Source organism: Mitsuaria chitosanitabida ATCC BAA-476 = NBRC 102408, from assembly GCF_001598255.1.
Classification (GTDB): Bacteria; Pseudomonadota; Gammaproteobacteria; order Burkholderiales; family Burkholderiaceae_C; genus Roseateles; species Roseateles chitosanitabidus.
Genome location: NZ_BCYP01000006.1, coordinates 324,325 through 345,693 on the forward strand (window position 1 = coordinate 324,325; position 21,369 = coordinate 345,693).

At 69.4% G+C, this 21,369-nt stretch carries 19 protein-coding genes and 2 tRNA genes; 13 read left to right on the top strand and 8 right to left on the bottom strand.

Going from position 1 to position 21,369, the window contains the following annotated elements; all coding sequences use genetic code 11:
* Positions 1 to 71: 71 nt before the first annotated feature.
* From MCHT01_RS04430 to MCHT01_RS04440, 3 genes are all read right to left on the bottom strand, one after another.
* Entirely contained in the window at positions 72 to 2,126 is a 2,055-nt protein-coding gene (locus MCHT01_RS04430; RefSeq protein WP_067062848.1) for a transglutaminase TgpA family protein, read from the bottom strand.
* Positions 2,123 to 3,145 (bottom strand): DUF58 domain-containing protein, encoded by a 1,023-nt coding sequence (locus MCHT01_RS04435; protein WP_067062851.1) that lies wholly within the window; start codon positions 3,143 to 3,145, stop codon positions 2,123 to 2,125. The genes MCHT01_RS04430 and MCHT01_RS04435 overlap by 4 nt, the downstream gene beginning before the upstream one ends.
* 61 nt (positions 3,146 to 3,206) lie before the next feature.
* Entirely contained in the window at positions 3,207 to 4,160 is a 954-nt protein-coding gene (locus MCHT01_RS04440) for an AAA family ATPase (protein WP_067062853.1), read from the bottom strand.
* Between the two features lie 58 nt (positions 4,161 to 4,218).
* On the opposite strand from MCHT01_RS04440, the gene MCHT01_RS04445 reads away from it, so the two are divergent.
* From MCHT01_RS04445 to fliD, 3 genes are all read left to right on the top strand, one after another.
* Positions 4,219 to 5,172, top strand: a complete 954-nt coding sequence (locus MCHT01_RS04445; RefSeq protein ID WP_067062855.1) for a histone deacetylase family protein — start codon at positions 4,219 to 4,221, stop codon at positions 5,170 to 5,172.
* Between the two features lie 111 nt (positions 5,173 to 5,283).
* Positions 5,284 to 6,606: a mechanosensitive ion channel family protein gene (locus MCHT01_RS04450; RefSeq protein WP_067062858.1), complete on the top strand. Its 1,323-nt coding sequence runs from the start codon at positions 5,284 to 5,286 to the stop codon at positions 6,604 to 6,606.
* A gap of 195 nt (positions 6,607 to 6,801) precedes the next feature.
* Positions 6,802 to 8,217: a flagellar filament capping protein FliD gene (gene fliD / locus MCHT01_RS04455; RefSeq protein ID WP_067062860.1), complete on the top strand. Its 1,416-nt coding sequence runs from the start codon at positions 6,802 to 6,804 to the stop codon at positions 8,215 to 8,217.
* A 107-nt stretch (positions 8,218 to 8,324) separates the two neighbouring features.
* Here fliD and MCHT01_RS04460 read toward each other — a convergent pair whose 3' ends face one another.
* Both MCHT01_RS04460 and MCHT01_RS04465 read right to left on the bottom strand, forming a co-directional pair.
* The gene (locus MCHT01_RS04460; RefSeq protein WP_067062863.1) at positions 8,325 to 9,866 is read right to left on the bottom strand and encodes a fumarate hydratase; all 1,542 of its coding nucleotides are present in this window, start codon (positions 9,864 to 9,866) and stop codon (positions 8,325 to 8,327) included.
* 201 nt (positions 9,867 to 10,067) lie between these two features.
* Positions 10,068 to 10,340 (bottom strand): hypothetical protein, encoded by a 273-nt coding sequence (locus MCHT01_RS04465; protein ID WP_067062864.1) that lies wholly within the window; start codon positions 10,338 to 10,340, stop codon positions 10,068 to 10,070.
* Positions 10,341 to 10,600: 260 nt separating this feature from the next.
* Between MCHT01_RS04465 and nhaA the strand changes: the two genes are divergently transcribed.
* Positions 10,601 to 11,770, top strand: a complete 1,170-nt coding sequence (nhaA, locus tag MCHT01_RS04470) for a Na+/H+ antiporter NhaA (RefSeq protein WP_067062867.1) — start codon at positions 10,601 to 10,603, stop codon at positions 11,768 to 11,770.
* A 145-nt stretch (positions 11,771 to 11,915) separates the two neighbouring features.
* Here nhaA and MCHT01_RS04475 read toward each other — a convergent pair whose 3' ends face one another.
* Positions 11,916 to 12,530 carry a TIGR00645 family protein gene (locus tag MCHT01_RS04475; RefSeq protein ID WP_067062870.1) on the bottom strand — a complete coding sequence of 205 codons (615 nt, stop codon included), beginning with the start codon at positions 12,528 to 12,530 and terminating at the stop codon, positions 11,916 to 11,918.
* Positions 12,531 to 12,734: 204 nt separating this feature from the next.
* Between MCHT01_RS04475 and acs the strand changes: the two genes are divergently transcribed.
* Positions 12,735 to 14,705, top strand: a complete 1,971-nt coding sequence (gene acs, locus MCHT01_RS04480; protein ID WP_067062873.1) for an acetate--CoA ligase — start codon at positions 12,735 to 12,737, stop codon at positions 14,703 to 14,705.
* Positions 14,706 to 14,836: 131 nt separating this feature from the next.
* Here the strand turns inward: acs and MCHT01_RS04485 are convergent, their stop codons facing one another.
* Positions 14,837 to 15,148, bottom strand: coding sequence for a c-type cytochrome (locus tag MCHT01_RS04485; RefSeq protein WP_067062876.1), 312 nt, complete (start codon positions 15,146 to 15,148; stop codon positions 14,837 to 14,839).
* Positions 15,149 to 15,299: 151 nt separating this feature from the next.
* On the opposite strand from MCHT01_RS04485, the gene MCHT01_RS04490 reads away from it, so the two are divergent.
* From MCHT01_RS04490 to MCHT01_RS04515, 6 genes are all read left to right on the top strand, one after another.
* Positions 15,300 to 15,551 carry a TIGR04438 family Trp-rich protein gene (locus MCHT01_RS04490; RefSeq protein ID WP_067062878.1) on the top strand — a complete coding sequence of 84 codons (252 nt, stop codon included), beginning with the start codon at positions 15,300 to 15,302 and terminating at the stop codon, positions 15,549 to 15,551.
* A gap of 156 nt (positions 15,552 to 15,707) precedes the next feature.
* Positions 15,708 to 16,805 carry a tetratricopeptide repeat protein gene (locus MCHT01_RS04495; RefSeq protein WP_067062882.1) on the top strand — a complete coding sequence of 366 codons (1,098 nt, stop codon included), beginning with the start codon at positions 15,708 to 15,710 and terminating at the stop codon, positions 16,803 to 16,805.
* Between the two features lie 126 nt (positions 16,806 to 16,931).
* Positions 16,932 to 17,759 (top strand): prolipoprotein diacylglyceryl transferase, encoded by an 828-nt coding sequence (gene lgt, locus MCHT01_RS04500; protein WP_067062885.1) that lies wholly within the window; start codon positions 16,932 to 16,934, stop codon positions 17,757 to 17,759.
* A gap of 54 nt (positions 17,760 to 17,813) precedes the next feature.
* On the top strand, positions 17,814 to 18,554 hold the full coding sequence (gene dnaQ, locus MCHT01_RS04505; protein WP_067062887.1) for a DNA polymerase III subunit epsilon: 741 nt from the start codon (positions 17,814 to 17,816) through the stop codon (positions 18,552 to 18,554).
* A 112-nt stretch (positions 18,555 to 18,666) separates the two neighbouring features.
* Positions 18,667 to 18,741, top strand: a tRNA-Val gene (locus MCHT01_RS04510).
* Between the two features lie 37 nt (positions 18,742 to 18,778).
* Positions 18,779 to 18,853, top strand: a tRNA-Val gene (locus tag MCHT01_RS04515).
* Positions 18,854 to 18,925: 72 nt separating this feature from the next.
* Here MCHT01_RS04515 and MCHT01_RS04520 read toward each other — a convergent pair.
* Complete coding sequence (locus MCHT01_RS04520) at positions 18,926 to 19,219, bottom strand: hypothetical protein (protein ID WP_148661373.1); 294 nt, start codon at positions 19,217 to 19,219, stop codon at positions 18,926 to 18,928.
* A 141-nt stretch (positions 19,220 to 19,360) separates the two neighbouring features.
* Here MCHT01_RS04520 and MCHT01_RS04525 point away from each other — a divergent pair, with 141 nt between their 5' ends.
* Positions 19,361 to 20,209, top strand: coding sequence for an NUDIX hydrolase (locus MCHT01_RS04525; RefSeq protein WP_067062892.1), 849 nt, complete (start codon positions 19,361 to 19,363; stop codon positions 20,207 to 20,209).
* A gap of 55 nt (positions 20,210 to 20,264) precedes the next feature.
* Positions 20,265 to 21,368 (top strand): NAD(P)/FAD-dependent oxidoreductase, encoded by a 1,104-nt coding sequence (locus MCHT01_RS04530; protein ID WP_067062895.1) that lies wholly within the window; start codon positions 20,265 to 20,267, stop codon positions 21,366 to 21,368.
* Position 21,369 lies beyond the last annotated feature (1 nt).

Sequence of the window (21,369 nt, forward strand, 5' to 3'; positions counted from 1 at the left end):
TCGAGGTCGGACTGAGAAGGGCCGGAGGGCGTGGCAGGCGGCGAGTCGCCTTCCAGCGCGCGTCGAGGGGGTCAGGCGTTGCGCCGGCGGAACTCGGCGCACAGCGCCGCGAACTGCCGTTGCCATTGTGACGTGCCGGCGGTCCGGTCCTGCCGGTAGCGCTGCGCTTCCAATTGCAACAGGGCCGCGGCCAGCGCCCCCGCCGCGTCGCCGTGCAGCGCGCCCAGGCGCTCGGCCCAGCGTCGCGGGGTCTCGTCGTCGCGCGTCTCCAGGCCGAGGCGCGCCAGCTCGCGGCGGACCCGCGCGCGTTGACGCGACCAGGGGTCGTGCGGCCGACGTTGCCAGGCCGCCACCGCGGCGCCCGCCACGCCCAGGCTGGCGAAGAGCAGCCCGGCGATCTGCGCCAGCGTGCCCCAGTCCGGCTCCTCGAAGCCCAGGCGGCGCAGCAGCCCCATCTGGTCGCCGGCGGAGAAGTTCAGCACCGTCTGCTGCCAGCGGTTGTTCAGGCGCTCCCAGGCACCGCGCAGTTCCAGCAGCAGGCCCGGGCTGAAGACGTCCATCGCGCCGGCGAAGACGCCCGGCGGCGGCCGCAGCGGCTGGCCCTGGACGCGCTCCGGCGCGACCGCGGCGGTCGGGTCGGCGCGCTGCCAGCCCCGGGTGGACGTCCAGAACTCGGCCCAGGCATGGGCCTGGCTCATGCGCACGATCAGGTCGCCGTCCTGCAACTGCGGATCGCCGCCCTGGAAGCCGGTCACCACCCGTGCCGGCACGCCGGCCGCGCGCATCAGCACCACGTAGGCCGCCGCGAAATGCTCGCAGAAGCCCAACCGGCGGTCGAACCAGAACTCGTCCACCGCGTTGGGCGTGGTCTCGCCATAGGTGCCCGGAGTCAGCGTGTAGCCGAAGCCGTCCCGGCGGATGCGGGTCAGCAGCTCGCGGTGGACGGCCTCGGCGCGGGCGTCGTCGTCCAGGGCGGCGAAGCGCTCGCGCAGCTCGGCCCCCAGCGCCACGGCCCGGGGATTCAGCCCGGCCGGCAGCGACAGCGATTCGTTGCGCTCGGCGCGGCTGGGCGACAGGCCCCAGCGGGCGCGCGGCCAGGCCTCGAGCGTGAGCCGCAGGCGTTCGGCGATGGGTTGTGGCGTCAGCCACTGGCCCTGCTGACCGCGCATGGCGGTCTGCCGGCCCGCCTGCAGGGTCGCGCCGGTCGCGCCGGGGGCGACCTCCAGCAGGGGGAGGGCGCTCACCCGCAGCGGCTCGAGCGTGGCGACGTAGCGCACCGGCGGGCCCTCGGGCACGGGGTCCCGGCCGGGAGCGCCCCAGGTGACGCGCGACGCGGTCCAGGTGGTCCCGTCGAAGCGCGACAGCACCTGGGCGCGGAAGTACAGCAGCGGCTGCGCGGGCGGCGGGCCCTCGAAGCGCAGCCGCATCGCGATGGTGTCGTCGTTGGCCACCTCGGCGAAGGCGCCGAAGCTCATCGTGTCCGACAGGCCGGTGCGGGCGCCGGCGTCCTTGGGCAGGCCCCACAGCGGCGGCAGACGAGGGAAGAGCAGGAACAGCGCCAGCATCACCGGCACGCCGATCAGCGTGTTGCGCGCCGCGATGCGCGCCGCGAGCTTGAGACTGGGCACGCCCTGCGGCATCTGCGCCAGCACCAGCGCCGACAGCAGCGCCCAGACGCAGGCCAGCATCCACAGCGCCACCAGCGGCGACTGCGAGTACAGGAACTGCGTCAGCACCAGGAAGAAGCCGAGGAAGAAGACGACAAAGGCGTCGCGCCGCGCGCGCAGCTCCAAGGTCTTGAGCGCCATCAGCATCGCCAGCATGGTGATGCCGGCCTCGCGGCCCAGCAGCGTGTGATGCGTCAGGTAGGTCAGGCCGATCACCAGGGCCAGCACGGCCATCAGGCTCCAGCGGCCGGGCAGGGCCTCGCTGCGCCAGGCCAGCCGGGCGCGCCAGCCCAGCACCGCCGCGGTGATCGCGCTGCACCACCAGGGCAGATGGCCGGCATGCGGCAGCAGCGTGCCCGCGATGATGGCCAGCAGGAACAGGGTGTCGCGCGCCTCGCGCGGGAGCGGGCTGCGCCCGGCGCGCGGCGACGCGGCGTGGCCGCTCGGGATCGCGCTCACGGTTGCTCCTCCGCCAGCGCGAGCGCTTCCATGCAGGCGCGGAAGTGTTCCGGGCCGAGGTCGGGCGCCAGCGCCACGCCGCGCAGCCGCAGGCCGTAGGGCAGGCCGGCTTCCTCGGCGCGCCGCACCCAGGCCGCCAGCCGCGACAGGCGCAGCTCGAAGGGCAGCCCGCGCGTGGCGGCCAAGTCCAGCCATTGCTCGCTCGCGCGGCTGCCCAGGCGCTCGCGCACCAGCAGCGGCGCGCCGCCCGAGCCGCCCGGCGAGGCGGGTTGCGCCAAAGCCAGCGCCGATTTTTTCCACAGGATCTGCCGCGGCGAATCCCCGTGCCGGTACGGACGCAGGCCCGGGTCGTCGCCCAGGCCCGGCTGACCTTGTCCCTGCGGGAGCGCCTCCTCCACCGACGCGGCGGGCGGGGCGTCGGGCTCCGGCGCCGGGTAGACCCAGGCCTGGGCCGCCGGACGCCAGTAGCTCCAGACGACAAACAGGCCGAGGGGGAAGTGCGATTCGATGCGCAGCCGCGGCAGCGCATGCCGGCCGCGGGTCGGGAAGCTGAGCTGCAGGTGCAGCTGTGCGTGGCCTTGCGCGGGCACGTCGGCGGTCGCGGTGTCCGCCGCCGCGCCGCCCGGCAGCCGCAGCCCGACGCCGAAGCGCGCCGCGCCCGCGTTGTGCAGGCGCACGTCCAGCGCCAGCGGCTGGCCGGCGTAGGCCGGCGGCGGCGTCTTCAGGTCGAGCTTGAGTCCGCGCAGGTTGGCGTGCGTCGAGTGCATCGATGCCAGCCCCGCGCCGCCCAGCAGGAAGGTCAGCAGGTAGCCCAGGCTGAGCTGGTCGTTGATCGACGCGAGCAGCAGCACCAGCAGCGTCGCGCAGAAGGCGAAGCCGGGCCGGCTCGGCACGATGTAGAGGTTGCGCTGGTTCAGCGCGGTCGTGTCGCTGGCCGGATGGCGGTTCTGCCACCAGCGCTTCCAGCGGCGCTGCCAGGGCCAGCGCACGGCCGGCCGCTTCAGGTGGAACGAGGGCACGCGGCGCTCCGGGCGGGCTGGGGCGGTGAAGCGGTGGAGGCGCGGTCCCGCGAGGCCGCGGTCACGGCAGCGGCACCGCGGCCATCATGGCGCGGACCTGCTCGCGGGCACCGCGGGCGCTGGCGCCACGCGGACGCAGCCGGTGCGCGATGGTCTGCGGCAGGATGGCCTGCACGTCGTCGGGCGACACGTAGTCGCGCCCGCTCAGCAGCGCCTTGGCGCGGGCCGCGCGCAGCAGCGCCAGGCCGGCGCGCGGGCTCAGCCCTTCCTGGAACCACTCGCCCGAGCGCGTCGCCTCCAGCAGCGCCTGCAGGTAGTCCAGCAGCGCGGGCGAGACGTGGACCGCCAGCACCTGCCGCTGCAGCGCCATCAGCTGCTCGGGCGTCATCACGGGGCGCAGCGCGCGCAGTTGCTCGCGGCTGTCCTGGCCCATCAGCAGCTCGCGCTCGGCCTGGCGGTCCGGGTAGCCCAGGCTGATGCACATCAGGAAGCGGTCCAGCTGGGATTCGGGCAGCGGGTGCGTGCCCAGCTGCTCGCTGGGGTTCTGCGTCGCGATGACGAAGAAGGGGCGGGGCAGCGGATGCGTGGTGCCGTCGACGCTGACCTGGTACTCCTCCATCGCCTCCAGCAGCGCGCTCTGGGTCTTGGGGCCGGCGCGGTTGATCTCGTCGGCCAGCAGGACCTGGCTGAAGACCGGGCCGGGGTGGAACTGGAAGGGGTTGCCGCCGGTGGTCTGCGCGCCGGGCTGGTAGATGTTCACGCCCAGCAGGTCCGAGGGCATCAGGTCGGTGGTGAACTGCACGCGCGAGAAGCGCAGCCCCAGCGAGATCGACAGCACGTGGGCCAGCGTGGTCTTGCCGACGCCGGGCAGATCCTCGATGAGCAGGTGGCCCCCGGCCAGCAGGCAGGCCAGGCAGTCCTCGGTCTGCGCCGGCTTGCCCTTGATGATCGTGCTAATCTGCCGCCGCAGGTCGGCCAGCGGGGCGGAGGCGAGGGTCGGAGCGTCGGAGATCATCGGCGCACGATAGCGCAGAAAGTCTTCGCTCCGACGGAGCCACCACAACGCCCATCCCATGCCGACCGCCTTCATCAGCCACCCGGACTGCCAGCGCCACGACATGGGCGCCGGGCACCCCGAATGCCCGCAGCGCATCGCCGCCATCGAGGACTGGCTGATCTCCCACGGGATCGACACCGCGCTCGACCGGCACGACGCCGACCTCGCCCAGATCGCCTCGCTCGAGCGCGCGCATTCCGCCCGCTATGTCGCCGAACTCAAGGCCGAGCTGCAGGCGCTGGAGGAGCAGGCCCGCCAGGGCGTGCCCCATCCGATGAAGGCACTGGACCCGGACACCTGCGCCAACGCCCACACCTGGTCGGCCGCGCTGCATGCCGCCGGTGCCGCGGTGCAGGCCACCGACCTGGTGCTGGACGGCCGCGCCGAGAACGCCTTCTGCGCCGTGCGGCCGCCCGGCCATCACGCCACGCGCGACCAGGCGATGGGTTTCTGCTTCTTCAACAACGTCGCGATCGCCGCGCGCCACGCGCTGGACGTGCGCGGGCTGGACCGCGTCGCGGTGGTGGACTTCGACGTCCATCACGGCAACGGCACCGAGGACATCCTGGCCGGCGACGACCGGGTGCTGATGGTGGGCATCTTCCAGGACCCGCTCTACCCGTACAGCGGGACCGAGCCCAAGGGCTCGAACATGCTGAACCTGCCCATCCCGCCCTACACCCGCGGCCCCGAGGTGCGCGAGATGATCGAGGCGCTGTGGATGCCCGCGCTGGAGCGCTTCAAGCCGCAGATGATCTTCGTCTCCGCCGGCTTCGACGCGCACCGCGACGACGAGCTGGCCCAGCTCGGACTGGTCGAGGCCGACTACGAGTGGATCACGCTGCGCATCATGGACGTCGCCAGGCGCCATGCGAAGGGCCGCATCGTGTCCTGCCTGGAAGGCGGCTACGACCTGGGCGCGCTGGCGCGCAGTGTCGGCATCCACCTGCGCACCCTGGCCGGCATCTGAGCAAGACCTGACCCCATCGATCCGGCGGGAGCGACGACGCGCCGCCATCGAGACTTTCCGACCTTCCGACTTCCCGAGAGACCGATCCTGACTCCCTCCCTGAATCACACCATGAGCCTGGCGGAACTCCGCGCGCTGGGGCGTTCACTCGTCAGCGTGAACGCGCTCATCGAAGTCGGACTGCTGCTGGCCTGCCTGGGCCTGTCCTGGCTGATCGTCAGCCGCATCGGCCGGCACGCGCGCAACGTCGACGCGCAGCGCTCGGTGCTGCTGGGCCGCCGTGTCTTCGACGGGCTGCTGTTCCCGGTCGTCGCGCTGCTGCTGGCGCTGGGCGCGCGGCGGCTGATGCCGCTGATCGACCTGCCGATGGCGCTGTTCAAGCTGGTCATCCCGGTGCTGATGTCGCTGGTGATCATCCGCTTCGTCGCCCGCGTGCTGCGCGCGGCCTTCCCGGACTCGCTGGGCACGCGCCTGCTCGAGCGCAGCGTGTCCTGGGCCGCGTGGCTGGGCTCCATCCTGTGGATCGTCGGCTTGCTGCCCTGGCTGATGGAGGAGCTGAACGACATCAAGGTGCGATGGCTGCCCAAGGATCCGGACACGAAAGACTTCCCGACGGTGCTGGACCTCATGCAGAACGTGCTCCTGGCCGGCCTGCTGATGATCGTGGTGCTGTGGCTGTCGTCGGTGATCGAGGCCCGCATGCTGCGCGGCAAGGCCGTCGACCTGTCGATGCGCAAGATCGCCGTCAACATCATGCGCACCGTGCTCCTGGCCGTGGGCGCGCTGGTGGCGCTCAACATGCTGGGCCTGAACCTGAGCGCGCTGTCCTGGCTGGGCGGCGCGGTCGGCGTGGGCCTGGGCTTCGGCCTGCAGAAGATCACCTCGAACTACGTGTCCGGTTTCATGATCTTGGCCGAGCGCTCGCTGCGCATCGGCGACATGGTCCGGGTCGACAACTTCGAAGGGAAGATCAGCGACATCAAGACCCGCTACACCGTGATCCGCGCGCTCAACGGTCGCGAGTCCATCGTCCCCAACGAGTCGCTGATCACCACCCGCGTCGAGAACCTCTCGCTGGCCGATCCGCAGGTGTCGGTCTCGACGGTGGTGCAGGTGGCCTACGGGACCGACCTGGACCAGCTGTTCCCCCAGCTGATCGAGGCGATCAAGCGCGTGCCCCGCGTGCTGTCCGAGCCCGGCCCCTCGGTGCTGCTCAGCAACTTCGCCGCCGACGGCCTGGAGTTGACAATCAGCTTCTGGATCTCCGATCCGCACAACGGGCAGGGCGGGGTGCGCTCGGAGGTCAACCTGACCATCCTGCGGCTGCTGAATCATTTCAAGATTGAAATACCGTTCCCGCAGCGGGTGATCCGGACCGTCCCCGCCGAGGTGCCGCCGGCGCTCCCCGGGGCACCGGATCCGACGACCCGCTGAACCGCAGGCCTCCTCTGAAGAACGCCCCGACAGGGGCGTTTTTTCATGGGCGTCCGCGACCGCCCCGTGACACCCGAAGCACCAAATTGGCGCGTGAATACTGCGCATCTGCCGGCTTCACAAACCGGAAATGTTGCTTAACCTTCGTGCCATGACAGCGCCGCCAAAAGGCGCACGGACAGCAGGGAGGATTCCATGGGAATCAGTTCAACCGGTCTGGGCAGCAACCTCAATGTCGAGGCCATCGTCCAGAAGCTCGTGTCGGTGGAGCGCAAGCCGATCGACAACCTGAACGACGCGAGCGACAAGATCAAGACCAAAATCTCGGTCTTCGGGAAGATCCAGTCGGCGCTGAGCGCGCTGCGCGACGCCTCGTCCAAGCTGACCAAACCCGAGACCTGGCAGAGCATCACCGCGACCTCGTCGGACGCCACCATCGTGACCGCGACCGGCGGCTCCGGCGCGGCCGAGGGCAGCTACGCGATGAAGGTCGACAAGCTGGCTGCGGCGCAGAGCCTGTCCAGCCCGATGTTCAAGAAGGGCGACAAGCTGGGTGGCGGCACTCTGACCTTCGAGTTGGGCACCTGGGGGGCCAATGCCAGCTTCACGCCCAAGGCGGGCAGTTCGCCCAAGGCGGTCACCATCGATCCGTCACGCGACTCGCTCGAGGACGTGCGCGACAAGATCAACGGCGCCGGCGCCGGGGTGGTGGCCTCGCTGGTGAACGACGTCAACGGCTCGCGCCTGGTGATCCGCTCCAAGGACACCGGCGCGGAGAACGGCTTCCGGCTGACCGCCGCGCCGACCAATCCGCCCGAGCCCGGCAAGCCCTCGCTGGCCGACCTGGCCTTCGGTGTCGCGGGGCAGACCTCGCGCATGACCGAGGACATGAAGGCCTCCAACGCGGAGCTGACCGTCAACGGGTTGGCGATCACCTCGGCCACCAACACCATCGACTCCGCCATCGACGGCGTGACCTTCAACGTGCAGAAGGTGGGCACCGCGACGGTGACGGCGGCACAGGACAAGGACGCGCTGAAAAAGGTCATCAGCGACTTCGTGACCGCGTACAACGCCGCCATCACGCTGATGCGCGACAACACCAAGTACGACGCCGAGACCAAGACCGCGGCGACGCTGCAGGGCGACAGCACGGCGGTGAACATGATCAACCGGCTGCGCGGCGCGGTGAGCTCGGGCACGACGCTGCCCGGCGCCTTCGCGCACCTGCCCGACATCGGGCTGACCATGGGCGTGAACGGCACGATCTCGATCAACGACACCAAGTTCACCAAGGCGATCTCGCAGCGGGCCGACATCAAGCAGCTGTTCATGGGGGTCGACAAGGTCAACAAGGACAACAGCGGCATCGCGACCAAGCTGCGCGAGATGACCGACCAGATGCTGGGCATGGACGGCGCGCTGACCACCCGCACCAAGGGCCTGCAGGAGAACCTCAAGTCCAACGGCAAGCGCATCGACTCGCTGGAGGACCGCGTGGCCAACTACGAGAAGCGCTTGCGTCGCCAGTACACGGCGCTGGACACCTCGATGTCCAACCTGGGCCAGAAGGCCGGCATCGTCGACAAGCTGTCGCGCATGTACGGTTGAGCGCTCGCGCTCCGCTGAGCGCGCGCTCTTCGGAGCTCCCCAAAGCAAAGAGGCCACCTGACGGTGGCCTCTGTCGTTGGCCCTTCCTGACGGAAGGTCCCGGACGCTCAACCCGCCGCGACGGGGATCTTGATCGCCTTGCCCGAGGCGATGCGCTGTTGCCACTCGGCCGGGCCGGTGATGTGGGCGCTGGTGCCGCCGGCGTCGACCGCGACGGTCACGGGCATGTCGACCACGTCGAACTCGTAGATCGCTTCCATGCCCAGGTCCTCGAAGCCGACGACCTTGGCGTGCTTGATCGCCTTGGACACCAGGTAGGCCGAGCCGCCGACGGCCATCAGGTAGGCCGACTTGTGGTTCTTGATGGACTCGATGGCGACGGGGCCGCGCTCGGCCTTGCCGATCATGGCGATGAGGCCGGTCTTCTCCAGCATCATGTCGGTGAACTTGTCCATGCGGGTGGCGGTCGTGGGACCGGCCGGGCCGACGACCTCATCGCGCACCGGATCGACCGGGCCGACGTAGTAGATGACGCGGTTGGTGAAGTCCACGGGCAGCGATTCGCCCTTGGCCAGCATGTCCTGGATGCGCTTGTGGGCGGCGTCGCGGCCGGTCAGCATCTTGCCGTTCAGCAGCAGCGTGTCGCCCGGCTTCCAGCTGGCGACCTCGTCCTTGGTCAGCGTGTTCAGGTCGACGCGCTTGCTCTTGTTGTAGTCCGGCGCCCACTGGACGTCGGGCCACAGGTCCAGGCTCGGGGGCGTCAGATAGCTGGGGCCGGAGCCATCCAGCACGAAGTGCGCGTGACGCGTGGCGGCGCAGTTCGGGATCATCGCGATGGGCTTGGAGGCCGCGTGCGTGGGGTAGGTCTTGATCTTGACGTCCAGCACGGTGGTCAGGCCGCCCAGGCCTTGGGCGCCGATGCCCAGCGCGTTGACCTTCTCGTACAGCTCGATGCGGAGTTCCTCGAGCTTGTTCTGCGGGCCGCGCTCGAGCAGCTCGTACATGTCGATGTCGTCCATCAGGGCTTCCTTGGCCAGCAGCGCGGCCTTCTCGGCCGTGCCGCCGACGCCGATGCCCAGCATGCCCGGGGGACACCAGCCGGCGCCCATGGTGGGGACGGTCTTGAGCACCCAGTCGACGATGTTCTCGCTGGGGTTGAGCATGTAGACCTTGCTCTTGTTCTCGGAGCCGCCGCCCTTGGCCGCGACGATGACGTCGACGGTGTTGCCGGGCACGACCTCCATGAAGATCACCGCGGGCGTGTTGTCCTTGGTGTTCTTGCGCTCGAAGATCGGATCGCTCAGCACCGAGGCGCGGAGCTTGTTGTCGGGGTGGTTGTAGGCGCGGCGCACGCCCTCGTTGACGGCGTCCTGGATGGAGCCGGGGAAATCGCCCCAGCGCACGTCCATGCCGATCTTGAGGAAGACGTTGACGATGCCGGTGTCCTGGCAGATGGGACGACGGCCTTCGGCGCACATCTTGGAGTTGGTCAGGATCTGCGCGATCGCGTCCTTGGCGGCCGGGCTCTGTTCGCGCTCGTAGGCGCGGGCCAGGTGCTGGATGTAGTCGGCCGGGTGGTAGTAGCTGATGTACTGCAGCGCGGCGGCGACGCTTTCGACGAGGTCGGCGTAGCGGATCGTGGTGGTCATGGTCGTGCTCGGGGGCAACAAAGGACGCGGCGGATTATCCGCCAGTTGCCTTGGGCACGTCCGCCGTGCGGGCGCGGCGCGTCCGGGCCGGGCGGATCGGCTGGGACCGGTACCGAGGCCAGGAAGCGCAAATGGCCGGTGCTGCCACCGGCCATCTCCCGCGATCTCCGAGGGGAGGGCACCCCGCGGGGTGCCCGTCGTTCACTTCCCGCCGGGCTGCGACCCCGTCGAGCGGATGATGTTCTGCATGTCCGCCGCCATGCGCGCGCGTTCGGCCTCGGTCGGCACCTCGTTGCACTGGCGCTTGGCCAGCAGCGATCCGGTGCTCGCCTCGCGGGAGCACACGACCTTGGGACCGTCGGTCGACGCGGTCTTGGTGCCGTCGGCGTTGGTCTTGGCGGCGTCGGGCGTCGAGCAGGCGCCCAGCGACAGCAGCGCGCCGGCGGCCAGCGCGAGGATGTACAGCTTCTTCATGAACTCACTCCCTGATGGTCCTCGTGAGACCTTGTAGTAGGACGAGCGGGCATCCTAGCCGTCGCGCCAGCCCGCCGCCCTCGGGGGAACGCTACTGACACGTCCCTCGGACCGGGCCGTTCGCGCGGCGCCGGCATCCGGTGATGCTAGGCTCGGCACCTTTCCTCACGACGTCTTGACGCCGCGCGCCCTGCCGCGCCGCCAACGTTCCGTCGCCCGCGCGCGACCCCCTTGAACCCCACCCCAGGAGGCCGACCGTCTTGACCCCCGGACTGAAGCGTTTCTTCGCCAGCGAATCCGCTGGCGGCATCGTGCTCGCGATCGCCGCCGTGGCCGCGCTGATCATTTCCAACTCCCCCTGGCGCGAGCTCTACACGGCGTTCACCCGCATCGAGGGTGAAGTCCGCATCGGCGGCGATTGGCTGGTGCTCGCCAAACCGCTGCTGGTCTGGGTCAACGACCTGTGGATGGCCGTCTTCTTCTTCCTGGTCGGTCTGGAGATCAAGCGCGAGTTCGTCAGCGGCGAGCTCGCCGAGCGCTCGCAGGCCGTGCTGCCCGCTGTCGCCGCGCTGGGCGGGATGGTCGTGCCGGCGCTGATCTACGCGGGCATCAACCATGCCGATCCGATCGGCCTGCATGGCTGGGCCATCCCGGCCGCCACCGACATCGCCTTCGCCATCGGCATCGTGATGCTGCTGGGCGACCGCGTGCCGCCCTCGCTCAAGATCTTCCTCACGGCCGTCGCGATCATCGATGACCTGGGCGCCATCGTCGTCATCGCGCTCTTCTACACGAGTCAGCTCTCGCTCGCGATGCTGGGCGGCGCGGCGTTGTGCCTGATCGCGCTGTTCGCGCTCAACCGCGCGGGCGTGCGGCGCGTGGACCTCTACATCGTCATCGGCCTGGTGATGTGGACCTGCGTGCTCAAGTCCGGCGTCCACGCGACACTGGCGGGCGTGGCCACCGCGCTGTTCATCCCGTCGACCGCGAGCGCCGACGGCCACTCGCCCGCCGAGGACCTGGAGCACGGCCTGCACCCCTGGGTCGCCTTCCTGATCCTGCCGATGTTCGCGTTCTCCAACGCGGGCGTGTCGCTGCTGGGCCTGCATGCCGAGGACCTGCTGCACCCCGTGTCCGTCGGCATCGCGCTGGGCCTGCTGCTGGGCAAGGCGATCGGCGTGTTCGGCAGCTCCTGGCTGATGATCCGATTCGGCCTGGCGCAGCGGCCCGGTGGCGCGGACTGGGTGCAATTCTTCGGCGTGTGCGTGCTCTGCGGCATCGGCTTCACGATGAGCCTGTTCATCGGCGGTCTGGCCTTCGAGGGCCACGGCGCCGACTACGAGACGCGCCTCAAGCTGGGCGTGCTCGGCGGCTCCCTCCTGTCGGGCATCGCGGGGACACTGATCCTGCTGAGCCGGAAGAAGGGCTGAGCGAGCCCGGCATCCACCGCCCGCCCCGCCCGTCAGGCGTGACTTGGCGGCGGGGTGAGCGGATTCGCCATGAAGAACGGAGGCCTCGGCCTCCGTTTGTCCTTGCGCCCGCGACCTGGCGGGTGCGCCTGGATGCCCCCGGGGGTCAGGCCTTGTCCACGTGGTCGTGCGCCAGCAGACGGTCAGTGAGTGCAATGGCGAGCGCTGAGAACAGGAAGGCGACGTGGATGATGGTCTGCCACATCGCGGTGTGCGGCTCAAGGTTGTTGACGTTGATGAAGGTCTTGAGCAGATGGATCGACGAGATGCCGATGATGGCCGTCGCCAGCTTGACCTTCAGGACCGAGGCGTTGACGTGGTCCAGCCATTCCGGCTGATCCGGATGACCTTCCAGATGAAGGCGTGAGACGAAGGTCTCGTAGCCGCCCACGATCACCATGATCAGCAGGTTGGAGATCATGACGACGTCGATCAGCGCCAGCACGGCCAGCATGATGATGGTCTCGTTGAGCTTGACCTCCTCGGTCGCCTTGTAGCCGACGCTGTTCACCAACAGGGCCAACGCCTCCTTGTTGCCGAAGGCGGCCTCGACAAGGTGGATGAGTTCGGTCCAGAACTGGAAGACATAGACCGCCTGCGCGACGATCAGGCCGAGATACAGCGGCAGTTGCAGCCAGCGGCTCCCGAACATCAGGTGCGCGAGCGGGTGCAGGCGCTTGGGGGCGGCGTCGGGCGCGCGCTTCGGGCGATCATCGGACATCGGGGAAATCCTTCAAGCTGGTAACTGGCGGGAACCGCCAAACCGGGCGATTTTAGTGAGAGCATCCGCCGCCGGAAGCCTCGGACCACCAGCCCGAACCTGCGGATCGCGTCCCGCTCTTCTACAAGAGTAAGCCGATCGTCAGTGTGAAAGCGGAGAGTTCGGCCGAGCTTCCAGATCCCTGCCTGTACGGAGACAAAGGCCATGAGCGACAAGATCAGCGACAAGATCTACAACCCTCCCGCATCCGCCGTCCAGGGCGCCCACGTGTCCGGCATGGCCGCGTACAACGCCCTGGTCCAGGAAGCCGAATCCGATTACGAGGGCTACTGGGCCCGCCTCGCCCGCGAGCTGCTCAGCTGGAAGCAGCCTTTCACGAAGGTGCTCAACGACAGCGACGCCCCCTTCTTCAAGTGGTTCGAGGACGGCAAGCTCAACGTCTCCTACAACTGCCTGGATCGCCATGTCGAGGCCGGCCGCGGCGACCGCGTCGCGATCATCTTCGAGGCCGACGACGGCACCACGACCCGCGTCACCTACGCCGAGCTGCTGGCCAGGACCGCGCAGCTGGCCAACGCGCTGAAGGCGCGCGGCGTGAAGAAGGGCGACCGCGTCGTCATCTACATGCCCATGTCGGTCGAGGGCGTGGTCGCGATGCAGGCCTGTGCCCGCATCGGCGCGACGCACTCGGTGGTGTTCGGCGGCTTCTCCGCGCAGTCGCTGCGCGATCGCGTCCAGGACGCGGGCGCCGTCATGGTCCTGACCGCCGACGAGCAGGCCCGCGGCGGCAAGTCGCTGCCGCTCAAGTCCATCGTGGACGAGGCCCTGGCCGACAACAGCTGCCCGACCATCAAGCACGTCGTCGTGTTCAAGCGCACCGGCGGCCAGATCGGCTGGACGCAGGGCCGCGACGAGTGGCTGCACGACGTGGTCGCCGGTCAAGCCGCGAGCTGCGAGCCCGAATGGGTCGAGGCGGAGCACCCGCTCTTCCTGCTCTACACCTCGGGCTCGACCGGCAAGCCCAAGGGCGTGCAGCACAGCACCGGCGGCTATCTGCTGCATGCCGCGCTGACGACCAAGTGGACCTTCGACCTGAAGGATTCGGACGTCTTCTGGTGCACCGCCGACATCGGCTGGGTCACCGGCCACACCTACATCACCTACGGCCCGCTGGCGCTGGGCGGCACCGAGGTCGTCTTCGAGGGCATCCCGACCTTCCCGGACGCCGGCCGCTTCTGGCAGATGATCCAGAAGCACAAGGTGACGATCTTCTACACGGCGCCGACGGCGATCCGCTCGCTGATCAAGGCCGCCGAGACCAACGAGACGGTCCATCCGAAGCACTACGACCTGAGCTCGCTGCGCATCCTGGGCTCGGTGGGCGAGCCCATCAATCCGGCGGCGTGGGAGTGGTACCACCAGCATGTGGGCGGCGGCCGCTGCCCGATCGTCGACACCTTCTGGCAGACGGAGACGGGCGGTCACATGATCACCCCGCTGCCGGGCGCGACGCCGCTGGTGCCGGGCTCCTGCACGCTGCCGTTCCCCGGCATCACCGCGGCGATCGTCGACGAGACCGGCAACGACGTCCCGAACGGGCAGGGCGGCATCCTGGTCGTCAAGAAGCCCTGGCCGTCGATGATCCGCACGATCTACGGCGATCCGGAGCGCTTCAAGAAGAGCTACTACCCGGCCGAGCTCAAGGGCTACTACCTGGCCGGCGACGGTGCCATCCGTGACGCGGACACCGGCTACTTCACCATCACCGGCCGCATCGACGACGTGCTGAACGTGTCGGGCCACCGCATGGGCACGATGGAGATCGAGTCCGCGCTGGTGAGCTGCACCGAGCTGGTCGCGGAGGCCGCCGTGGTGGGTCGTCCCGACGACACCACCGGCGAGGCGATCTGCGCCTTTGTCGTGCTCAAGCGTCCGCGCCCCAGCGGCGACGAGGCCAAGGCCATCGCCAAGCAGCTGCGCGACTGGGTGGCCAAGGAGATCGGTCCGATCGCCAAGCCCAAGGACATCCGCTTCGGCGACAACCTCCCCAAGACCCGCAGCGGCAAGATCATGCGCCGCCTGCTGCGCTCGGTCGCCAAGGGCGAGAGCGTCACCCAGGACACCTCCACGCTGGAGAACCCGGCCATCCTGGAGCAACTGGGTCAGGCCTACTGATCCGGCGTGTCGCCCGGTGAGCCGGGCGACCGTCCAGGCGCGTGCGATACGGCATCCGCCAATGACGAGGGGCCCCGAGGGGCCCCTGTTTCATGCGATGCGCGGTCGGCTTGCCGAACCGCCGAGGACGCTCACTTCAGCGTCAGCACCCACTTGGCGAGCTGCTCGGCCTCGGCCGGGCTCACTTGCGTGTTGGCCGGCATGGGCACCGGGCCCCAGACGCCGGAACCGCCCTTGACGATCTTCTCGGACAGCTTCTTCACCGCGTCCTTGTCCTTGGCGTACTTGGCCGCCACGTCCTTGTAGGCCGGGCCGACCAGCTTCTTGTCGACCGAGTGGCAGGCCATGCAGTTCTTCTTCTGCGCCAACTCCTGGTTGGCGTAGGCGCTGGGCGCGCACATGACCGCGGCGAGCGCCGCACAAGCGAACAGGGCGTTTTTCATGGCATCCTTTCAGATCCTGCCGGATAGATTCGGACCGCCCGCCACGGTCGCCGCTTCGCGAGGAAGACGGGGTGGCTGGGGCAGGTCCGGGCTGGCGCGATTGTAGTGTTGGGGGCCGCGCGGAAAAGCGTGGTGCACGGGGAGAACAACGATGTGGTTCGTGGTGATTGGGGTCCTGTTGACATTGCTCAAGGCGCTCGACGTCGGCCCGATGGTGGACATCAGCTGGTGGTGGGTGCTGTCCCCCTTCGTGCTGGCCATCCTGTGGTGGGAGTTCGCCGACAAGGTGGGCTACACGCAGCGCAAGCAGATGGACAAGATGGACGCCCGCAAGGAAGCGCGCCGCCAGCGTTCGCTCGAGGCCCTGGGTCAGGGCGACAAGCAGCAGCGCAAGCGCCGCTGAGTCGACGGTCTCGCGGCGGCCGCCCGATCGACGCATCGGGTTTCACTCTTGCGCGCAGGTAAAGCCGGAGGGCCTCGTCCGCGGGTTCTCCCGAGTTCTGCGAGGATGACGCCGTTTCGCGACCCCGCCGGTCGCGCCAGCGCAGGAAGCAGTTCGATGCAAACACCGAAGACAGGCAAGACGAGCGAGACGGTTCAGGCGCGAGGCACGCGTGATGGGCGGCGCGCGGCACCGGCCGCGTGGCGGCGCATCGCGGGCGCGGTCTGCGTCGCCAGCGGCGCGGCCCTGCTGATGAGCCTGGCCTTCGCCGCGCCGGCCCAGGCCGCCGTGTTCAAGGACGCCGAGCTGCAGTCGCTGCTCGACGCCGGTCGCGCCGACGAGCTGGAGAAGGTGGCCGGCCGCCGCCTGGAGGCCAAGCCCGAGGACGGTCAGGCGGCCGCGGCGCTCACCCTGGCACAGCTGGATCTGGCCGATCCCGCGGCCTTGCGGCGCGACACGCAGCGGCTCGAGCAATGCCTGCAGCGCACGCCCGACGACGGCGCCTGCCATTACGCGCTGGCGCTGGCCCTGGTGATGCAGGCGCGCGGCGGCAGCAAGTTCAAGGCGCTCGGCTCCCTGGGTCGGGTCAGCGAACTGGCCCAACGCGCGATGACCCTGATGCCCGACGCGCCCGAACCCCGCAGCGCGTTGCAGCAGTACTACCTGGCGCTGCCCAGCTTCGTCGGCGGCGGCGAGTCCAAGGCCCGCGCGCTGGAGCAGGGCGTGGAGGACGCGGCGCAGCTGCAGTTGATGCGCGCCCGCGTGGCCGCCTCGCGCAAGGACTGGCCCGCGATGGAGAAGGCGCTGCGCGCGGTGCGCACGCAGCGACCGGAACTGCTGCTCGAGTTGCGCGTGCTGTGGAGCGACTACGGTCGCCAGTTGATGTTCAGCGACCAGCGCGAGAAGGCTGTCCCCTGGTTCGAGGAGCTGGTCAAGAGCCAGCCGACCCAGGCGATGGGCGCCTACGGCCTGGGCCGCGCCTACGACGCGCTGGGCCAGTACGACAAGGCCGTCGCCGCTTTCGAGCGCGCGCGGACGCAGCAGGGCGCGGAGCAACTGGGGCTCGACCGCCGGCTGGGCAGCGCGCTGCAGGCCAAGGGCGACGCGGCCCAGGCCCGGACCGCGCTGCAGCGCTGTGTCGACAACCGTCGGGCAAGCGCCGGCGATGTCGAGGACTGCCGCAAGCGCCTGACGCAGCTGGGCGCGGCGGGCTGATCGACGGGGATCGGCACGACCGGCTGCGGCCGGACGGACAGGCGGGCCGCACTATGATTCGCGCCTTCGCGGCGTGAACCGGGCGCGCCGCGCGCATGCAGTTTCCCGGTCAGGACAATCTCAGACATGTTGGTGCATCCCCAGTTCGACGCGGTGGCCTTCCACATCTGGAAGTGGCCCATCCACTGGTACGGCCTGATGTACCTCGCGGCCTTCGGCCTCTTCCTGTGGCTGGGCAACATCGTGGTGTCGCGCCCCTGGAACGCCGCCCGCGGCTGGACCCGGCGCGACATCGACGACCTGCTGTTCTACGGTGTGCTGGGCGTGGTGCTGGGCGGCCGGCTGGGCTACGTCTTCTTCTACAAGCCGCATTACTACCTGCAGCATCCGGCCGAGATCCTCGCCGTGTGGCAGGGCGGCATGTCCTTCCACGGCGGTCTGCTGGGCGTGATCGCCGCGCTGGCTTTCTTCGCCTGGCGGCGCGGCTTCAGCTTCCTGGAGGTCGGCGACATCGTCGCCCCCTGCGTGCCGACGGGCCTGGCCACCGGCCGCCTGGGCAACTTCATCAACGGTGAGCTCTGGGGCCGGCCGGCCGACCCGAGTCTGCCCTGGGCCATGATCTTCCCGCAGGCGCCCGACCGGCTGCCGCGCCACCCCTCGCAGATCTACCAGTTCCTGGGCGAGGGCCTGCTGCTGTTCATCGTGCTGTGGCTGTTCGCGCGCAAGCCGCGGCCGACGGCTGCGGTGTCGGGGCTGTTCCTGGTGGGCTACGGGATCGCCCGTTTCGTCGTCGAGTATTTCCGCGAGCCCGACAGCTTCCTGCCGGTCGACCAGCAGCCGCTGCATCTGAGCCAGGGTCAATGGCTGAGCATTCCGATGATCGTCGTCGGCGCGCTGATGCTGATCTGGGCCTATCGCCGCGCCGCGCGCACCGCGTCGCCGGTGGCGCGCTGAGGCCGGCTGCGAAGCCCTGAAGTTCACGACCTGCATCTCCCGAATCCGAAGCCCATGCGTCAGATCTTTTTCGATACCGAAACCACCGGCCTGAATCCCGAGCAGGGCGACCGCGTCGTCGACATCGGCTGCGTGGAGATGGTGAACCGGCAGTTGACCGGCCGTCATCTGCACTTCTATCTGAACCCCGAGCGCGACATGCCCGAGGAGGCCTTCCGCGTCCACGGGCTGAGCAGCGAGTTCCTGTCGGACAAGCCCAAGTTCGCGCAGGTCGTGGACGAAATGCTGGAGTTCATGCGCGACGCGGAGCTGGTGATCCACAACGCCGCCTTCGACGTGGGCTTCATCAACGCCGAGCTCAAGCGCTGCGGCCGGCCGCTGCTGCATGACTGCGTGTCCGGCGTGCGGGATACGCTGCTGATGGCGCGGGACATGTTCCCGGGCAAGGCCAACTCGCTGGACGCGCTGTGCCGCCGACTGGAGGTCGACAACAGCAACCGCGGCCTGCACGGCGCCGTGAAGGACGCGGAGCTGCTGGCGGAGGTCTACATCCGCCTGACGCGCGGCCAGGACTCGCTGGTCATCGACGACAGCGCCACGCCGACGCCGGGGCAGGGCGGGGACCTGGAGGTCGCGGCCATCGACCTCAGCGCCTTCGACTTGCCGGTGATCGCCGCGACGGCCGAGGAACTCGTCCTGCACGACAAGGTTCTGGCCGAGCTGGACAAGGCCAGCGGTGGCAACCGGATCTGGCAGGTCGCCGCGCCGGCGGAAGCGGCGGTTCCCGCGACCTGAAGAAATCTTGCGCCGGGTTCTTGAGTGGGCTCAAGAATCCATGGCATAATCTTTGTCTTTCCCGGACAGACCGGATTGCTGCTGAAACGCAGTGGTCGGGGATGACAAGACCGGGCGGTTAGCTCAGCGGTAGAGCACTGCCTTCACACGGCAGGGGTCGCAGGTTCGAACCCTGCACCGCCCACCAAGTTTGTTGGATGTCCACGGAACCCGGTCCGAATACCGGGCGGTTAGCTCAGCGGTAGAGCACTGCCTTCACACGGCAGGGGTCGCAGGTTCGAACCCTGCACCGCCCACCAGACAAAACCCCATCAGCGTCAGTTGATGGGGTTTTTCTTTGGGCGTTCCCCTGAACCGCCCAGCAGGGTGATTCAGGACTTGGCGAGGATCCGGATCGCTGCCACGACCACGGTGACGTTGATCCCGATGGTCGCGACCTGGCCGGTGAGGAACAGGCGGATGAGCTCCGCCTTCATCGACGACATCTCGGTACGAACGTTGGCGATCTCGACCTTCAGTTCGTGGATGTCGGACTTGGTCGCCAAGTGGGTCTGGCTCTCCTTGATGCGCTTGTCGAGCGCGCTGTCGATCGTCTCCGCGGCCTGATGCGCCTGCTCGTCGGTGGCGCCGACCTGTCTGAACGCCTTGTGCAATGCGAGTTTCATGGGCGAGGACTCCATCGGTGCCTGTCTGGACGCTGGGTACGCGTGGTAGCGGGGAGTCGAGATCTTCCCGCGAGGAGCGGCGCCCGTCACCTGACTTGGATTTGTCAATTTCGGGGGAGAGGGCGACGAGAATCTCCCCCCATGATGTCGCTGCTTCCCCCCTCTCTGGTGGCTGTCATTCCCCGCTGCCTGCAATCGGTGCGACAGCCCGTGCCGGCGGGGCTGATCGCGCTGCGGCTTGGCGAGCTGCCGATCGGGCGCATCCACCCGATGCGACAGGCCCTGCTGCGCGAGGTCTGGCCGGAGCTCCTCCCGCAGGACGGCGCGCTGGTCTGGGATGCGACCTCGCTGAATGTCGAGGCGCGCTCGGATCGCATCGGCGCGGTGGCGCTGGCCTTGAGGGAGCGCGGGGCGATCACCGGTTGGCGCGGCGAGCGCTACGCCTTCGAACATCCCGTCGACGATCCCTGCACCGCGCGCGGCGAGGTGCTGTTCCGGCTCGAACGCGCGGCCTTCCGCTGCCTCGGGCTGATGAGCCGCGCGGTCCACGTCAACGGCTTCCTGCCGGGCGCGCGCCTGGTCTGCGGCCGCCGTGCGATGAGCAAGGCGACGGATCCGGGACGGCTCGACAACCTCGCGGCCGGCGGCTTGACGGCGGACGAGGATCTCGTCGCCTGCGCGCGCCGCGAGCTGCTCGAGGAGGCGGGCGTTCCCGCCGCGATCAGCGCCGCGATCGAGTCGCGCGGCGCCCTGCGCAGCACACGCATGGAGCCCGAGGGGCTGCATGACGAGGTGCTCCATGTCTACAGCCTGCGTCTGCCCGCCGGCTTCGCGCCGAGCAACGGAGACGGTGAGGTCAGCGAGTTCCTCACCCTCGACCTGGAGTCGCTGGCGCAGCGGCTCGCCGCCGGCGAGTTCAGCCACGACGCGGCCGCGGTGAGCGCCTTCGGCCTCCAGCATCCCCAGGCGCTGGCCGACCTGCGCGCCTGAGGCCTACGGGTTGTCCGCAGCCGCCGCCGGCGCGGGCTGGTGACAATCGTCCGCCATGGATCAAGTCGATGCGGTGGTGATCGGGGCGGGCGTCGTCGGCCTCGCGGTGGGCCGGGCGCTGGCGATGCGCGGACTGGAGACGCTGGTGCTCGAGCGCGAGCAGGCGATCGGCACGGGCGTGAGCTCGCGCAACAGCGAGGTCATCCATGCGGGGCTCTATTACCCGGCCGGCTCGCTGAAAGCGAGGCTGTGCGTCCGGGGCAAGGCGCTGCTCTACGCGCATTGCGAATCCCACGGCGTCGCGCACCGGCGCTGCGGGAAGCTCGTGGTGGCGACCTCGCCCGATCAACTGGACGGGCTGCGCGCGTTGCGGGCGAAGGCCGCCGCCAACGGCGTCGACGACCTGCGCTGGCTGAGCCGCGAGGAAGCCCTCGCGATGGAGCCCCAGCTGCGCTGCGAGGCAGCGCTGCTGTCGCCGTCGACCGGCATCGTCGACAGCCATGGCTTGATGCTCTCGCTCCAAGGCGATCTGGAGCGCCATGGCGGCGCCGTCGCTTTCGGCGCGGCGGTGAACGGGGTGCGCCGCGACGGTGCGCTGCACGTGGTGCGCGCCGGCGACATCGAGCTCGGCGCCCGCATCGTCGTGAACGCGAGCGGCCTGAGCGCGCCGCTCGTCGCCGCTGCCATCGAAGGCCTGCCGCCTCCGCCGAAGGCCCGCTTCAGCAAGGGCTGCTACTTCGCGCTGCAGGGGCGGGCGCCGTTCTCTCGACTGGTCTATCCGCTGCCGCAGGACGCGTGGCTGGGCGTGCACCTGACGCTGGACCTCGGCGGCCAGGCGCGCTTCGGTCCGGACGCGCAATGGCTGCCCGAACTCACGCACCCCGACCAGCTCGACTACGAAGTCGATCCCGCCCGCGCCGCGGTCTTCTACGACGACGTGCGCCGCTACTGGCCCGCGTTGCCCGATGGCGCGCTGGTGCCGGCCTACAGCGGCGTGCGCCCCAAGATCCACGCGCCCCACGAGCCGGCGCCTGACTTCCGCATCGACGGTCCGGCCCAGCATGGCCTGCCGGGCCTGGTCAACCTGATGGGCATCGAGTCGCCCGGCCTGACCAGCGCGCTGGCGGTCGCGGAGGAGGCGCTCGCGCGCCTGGGTTGAG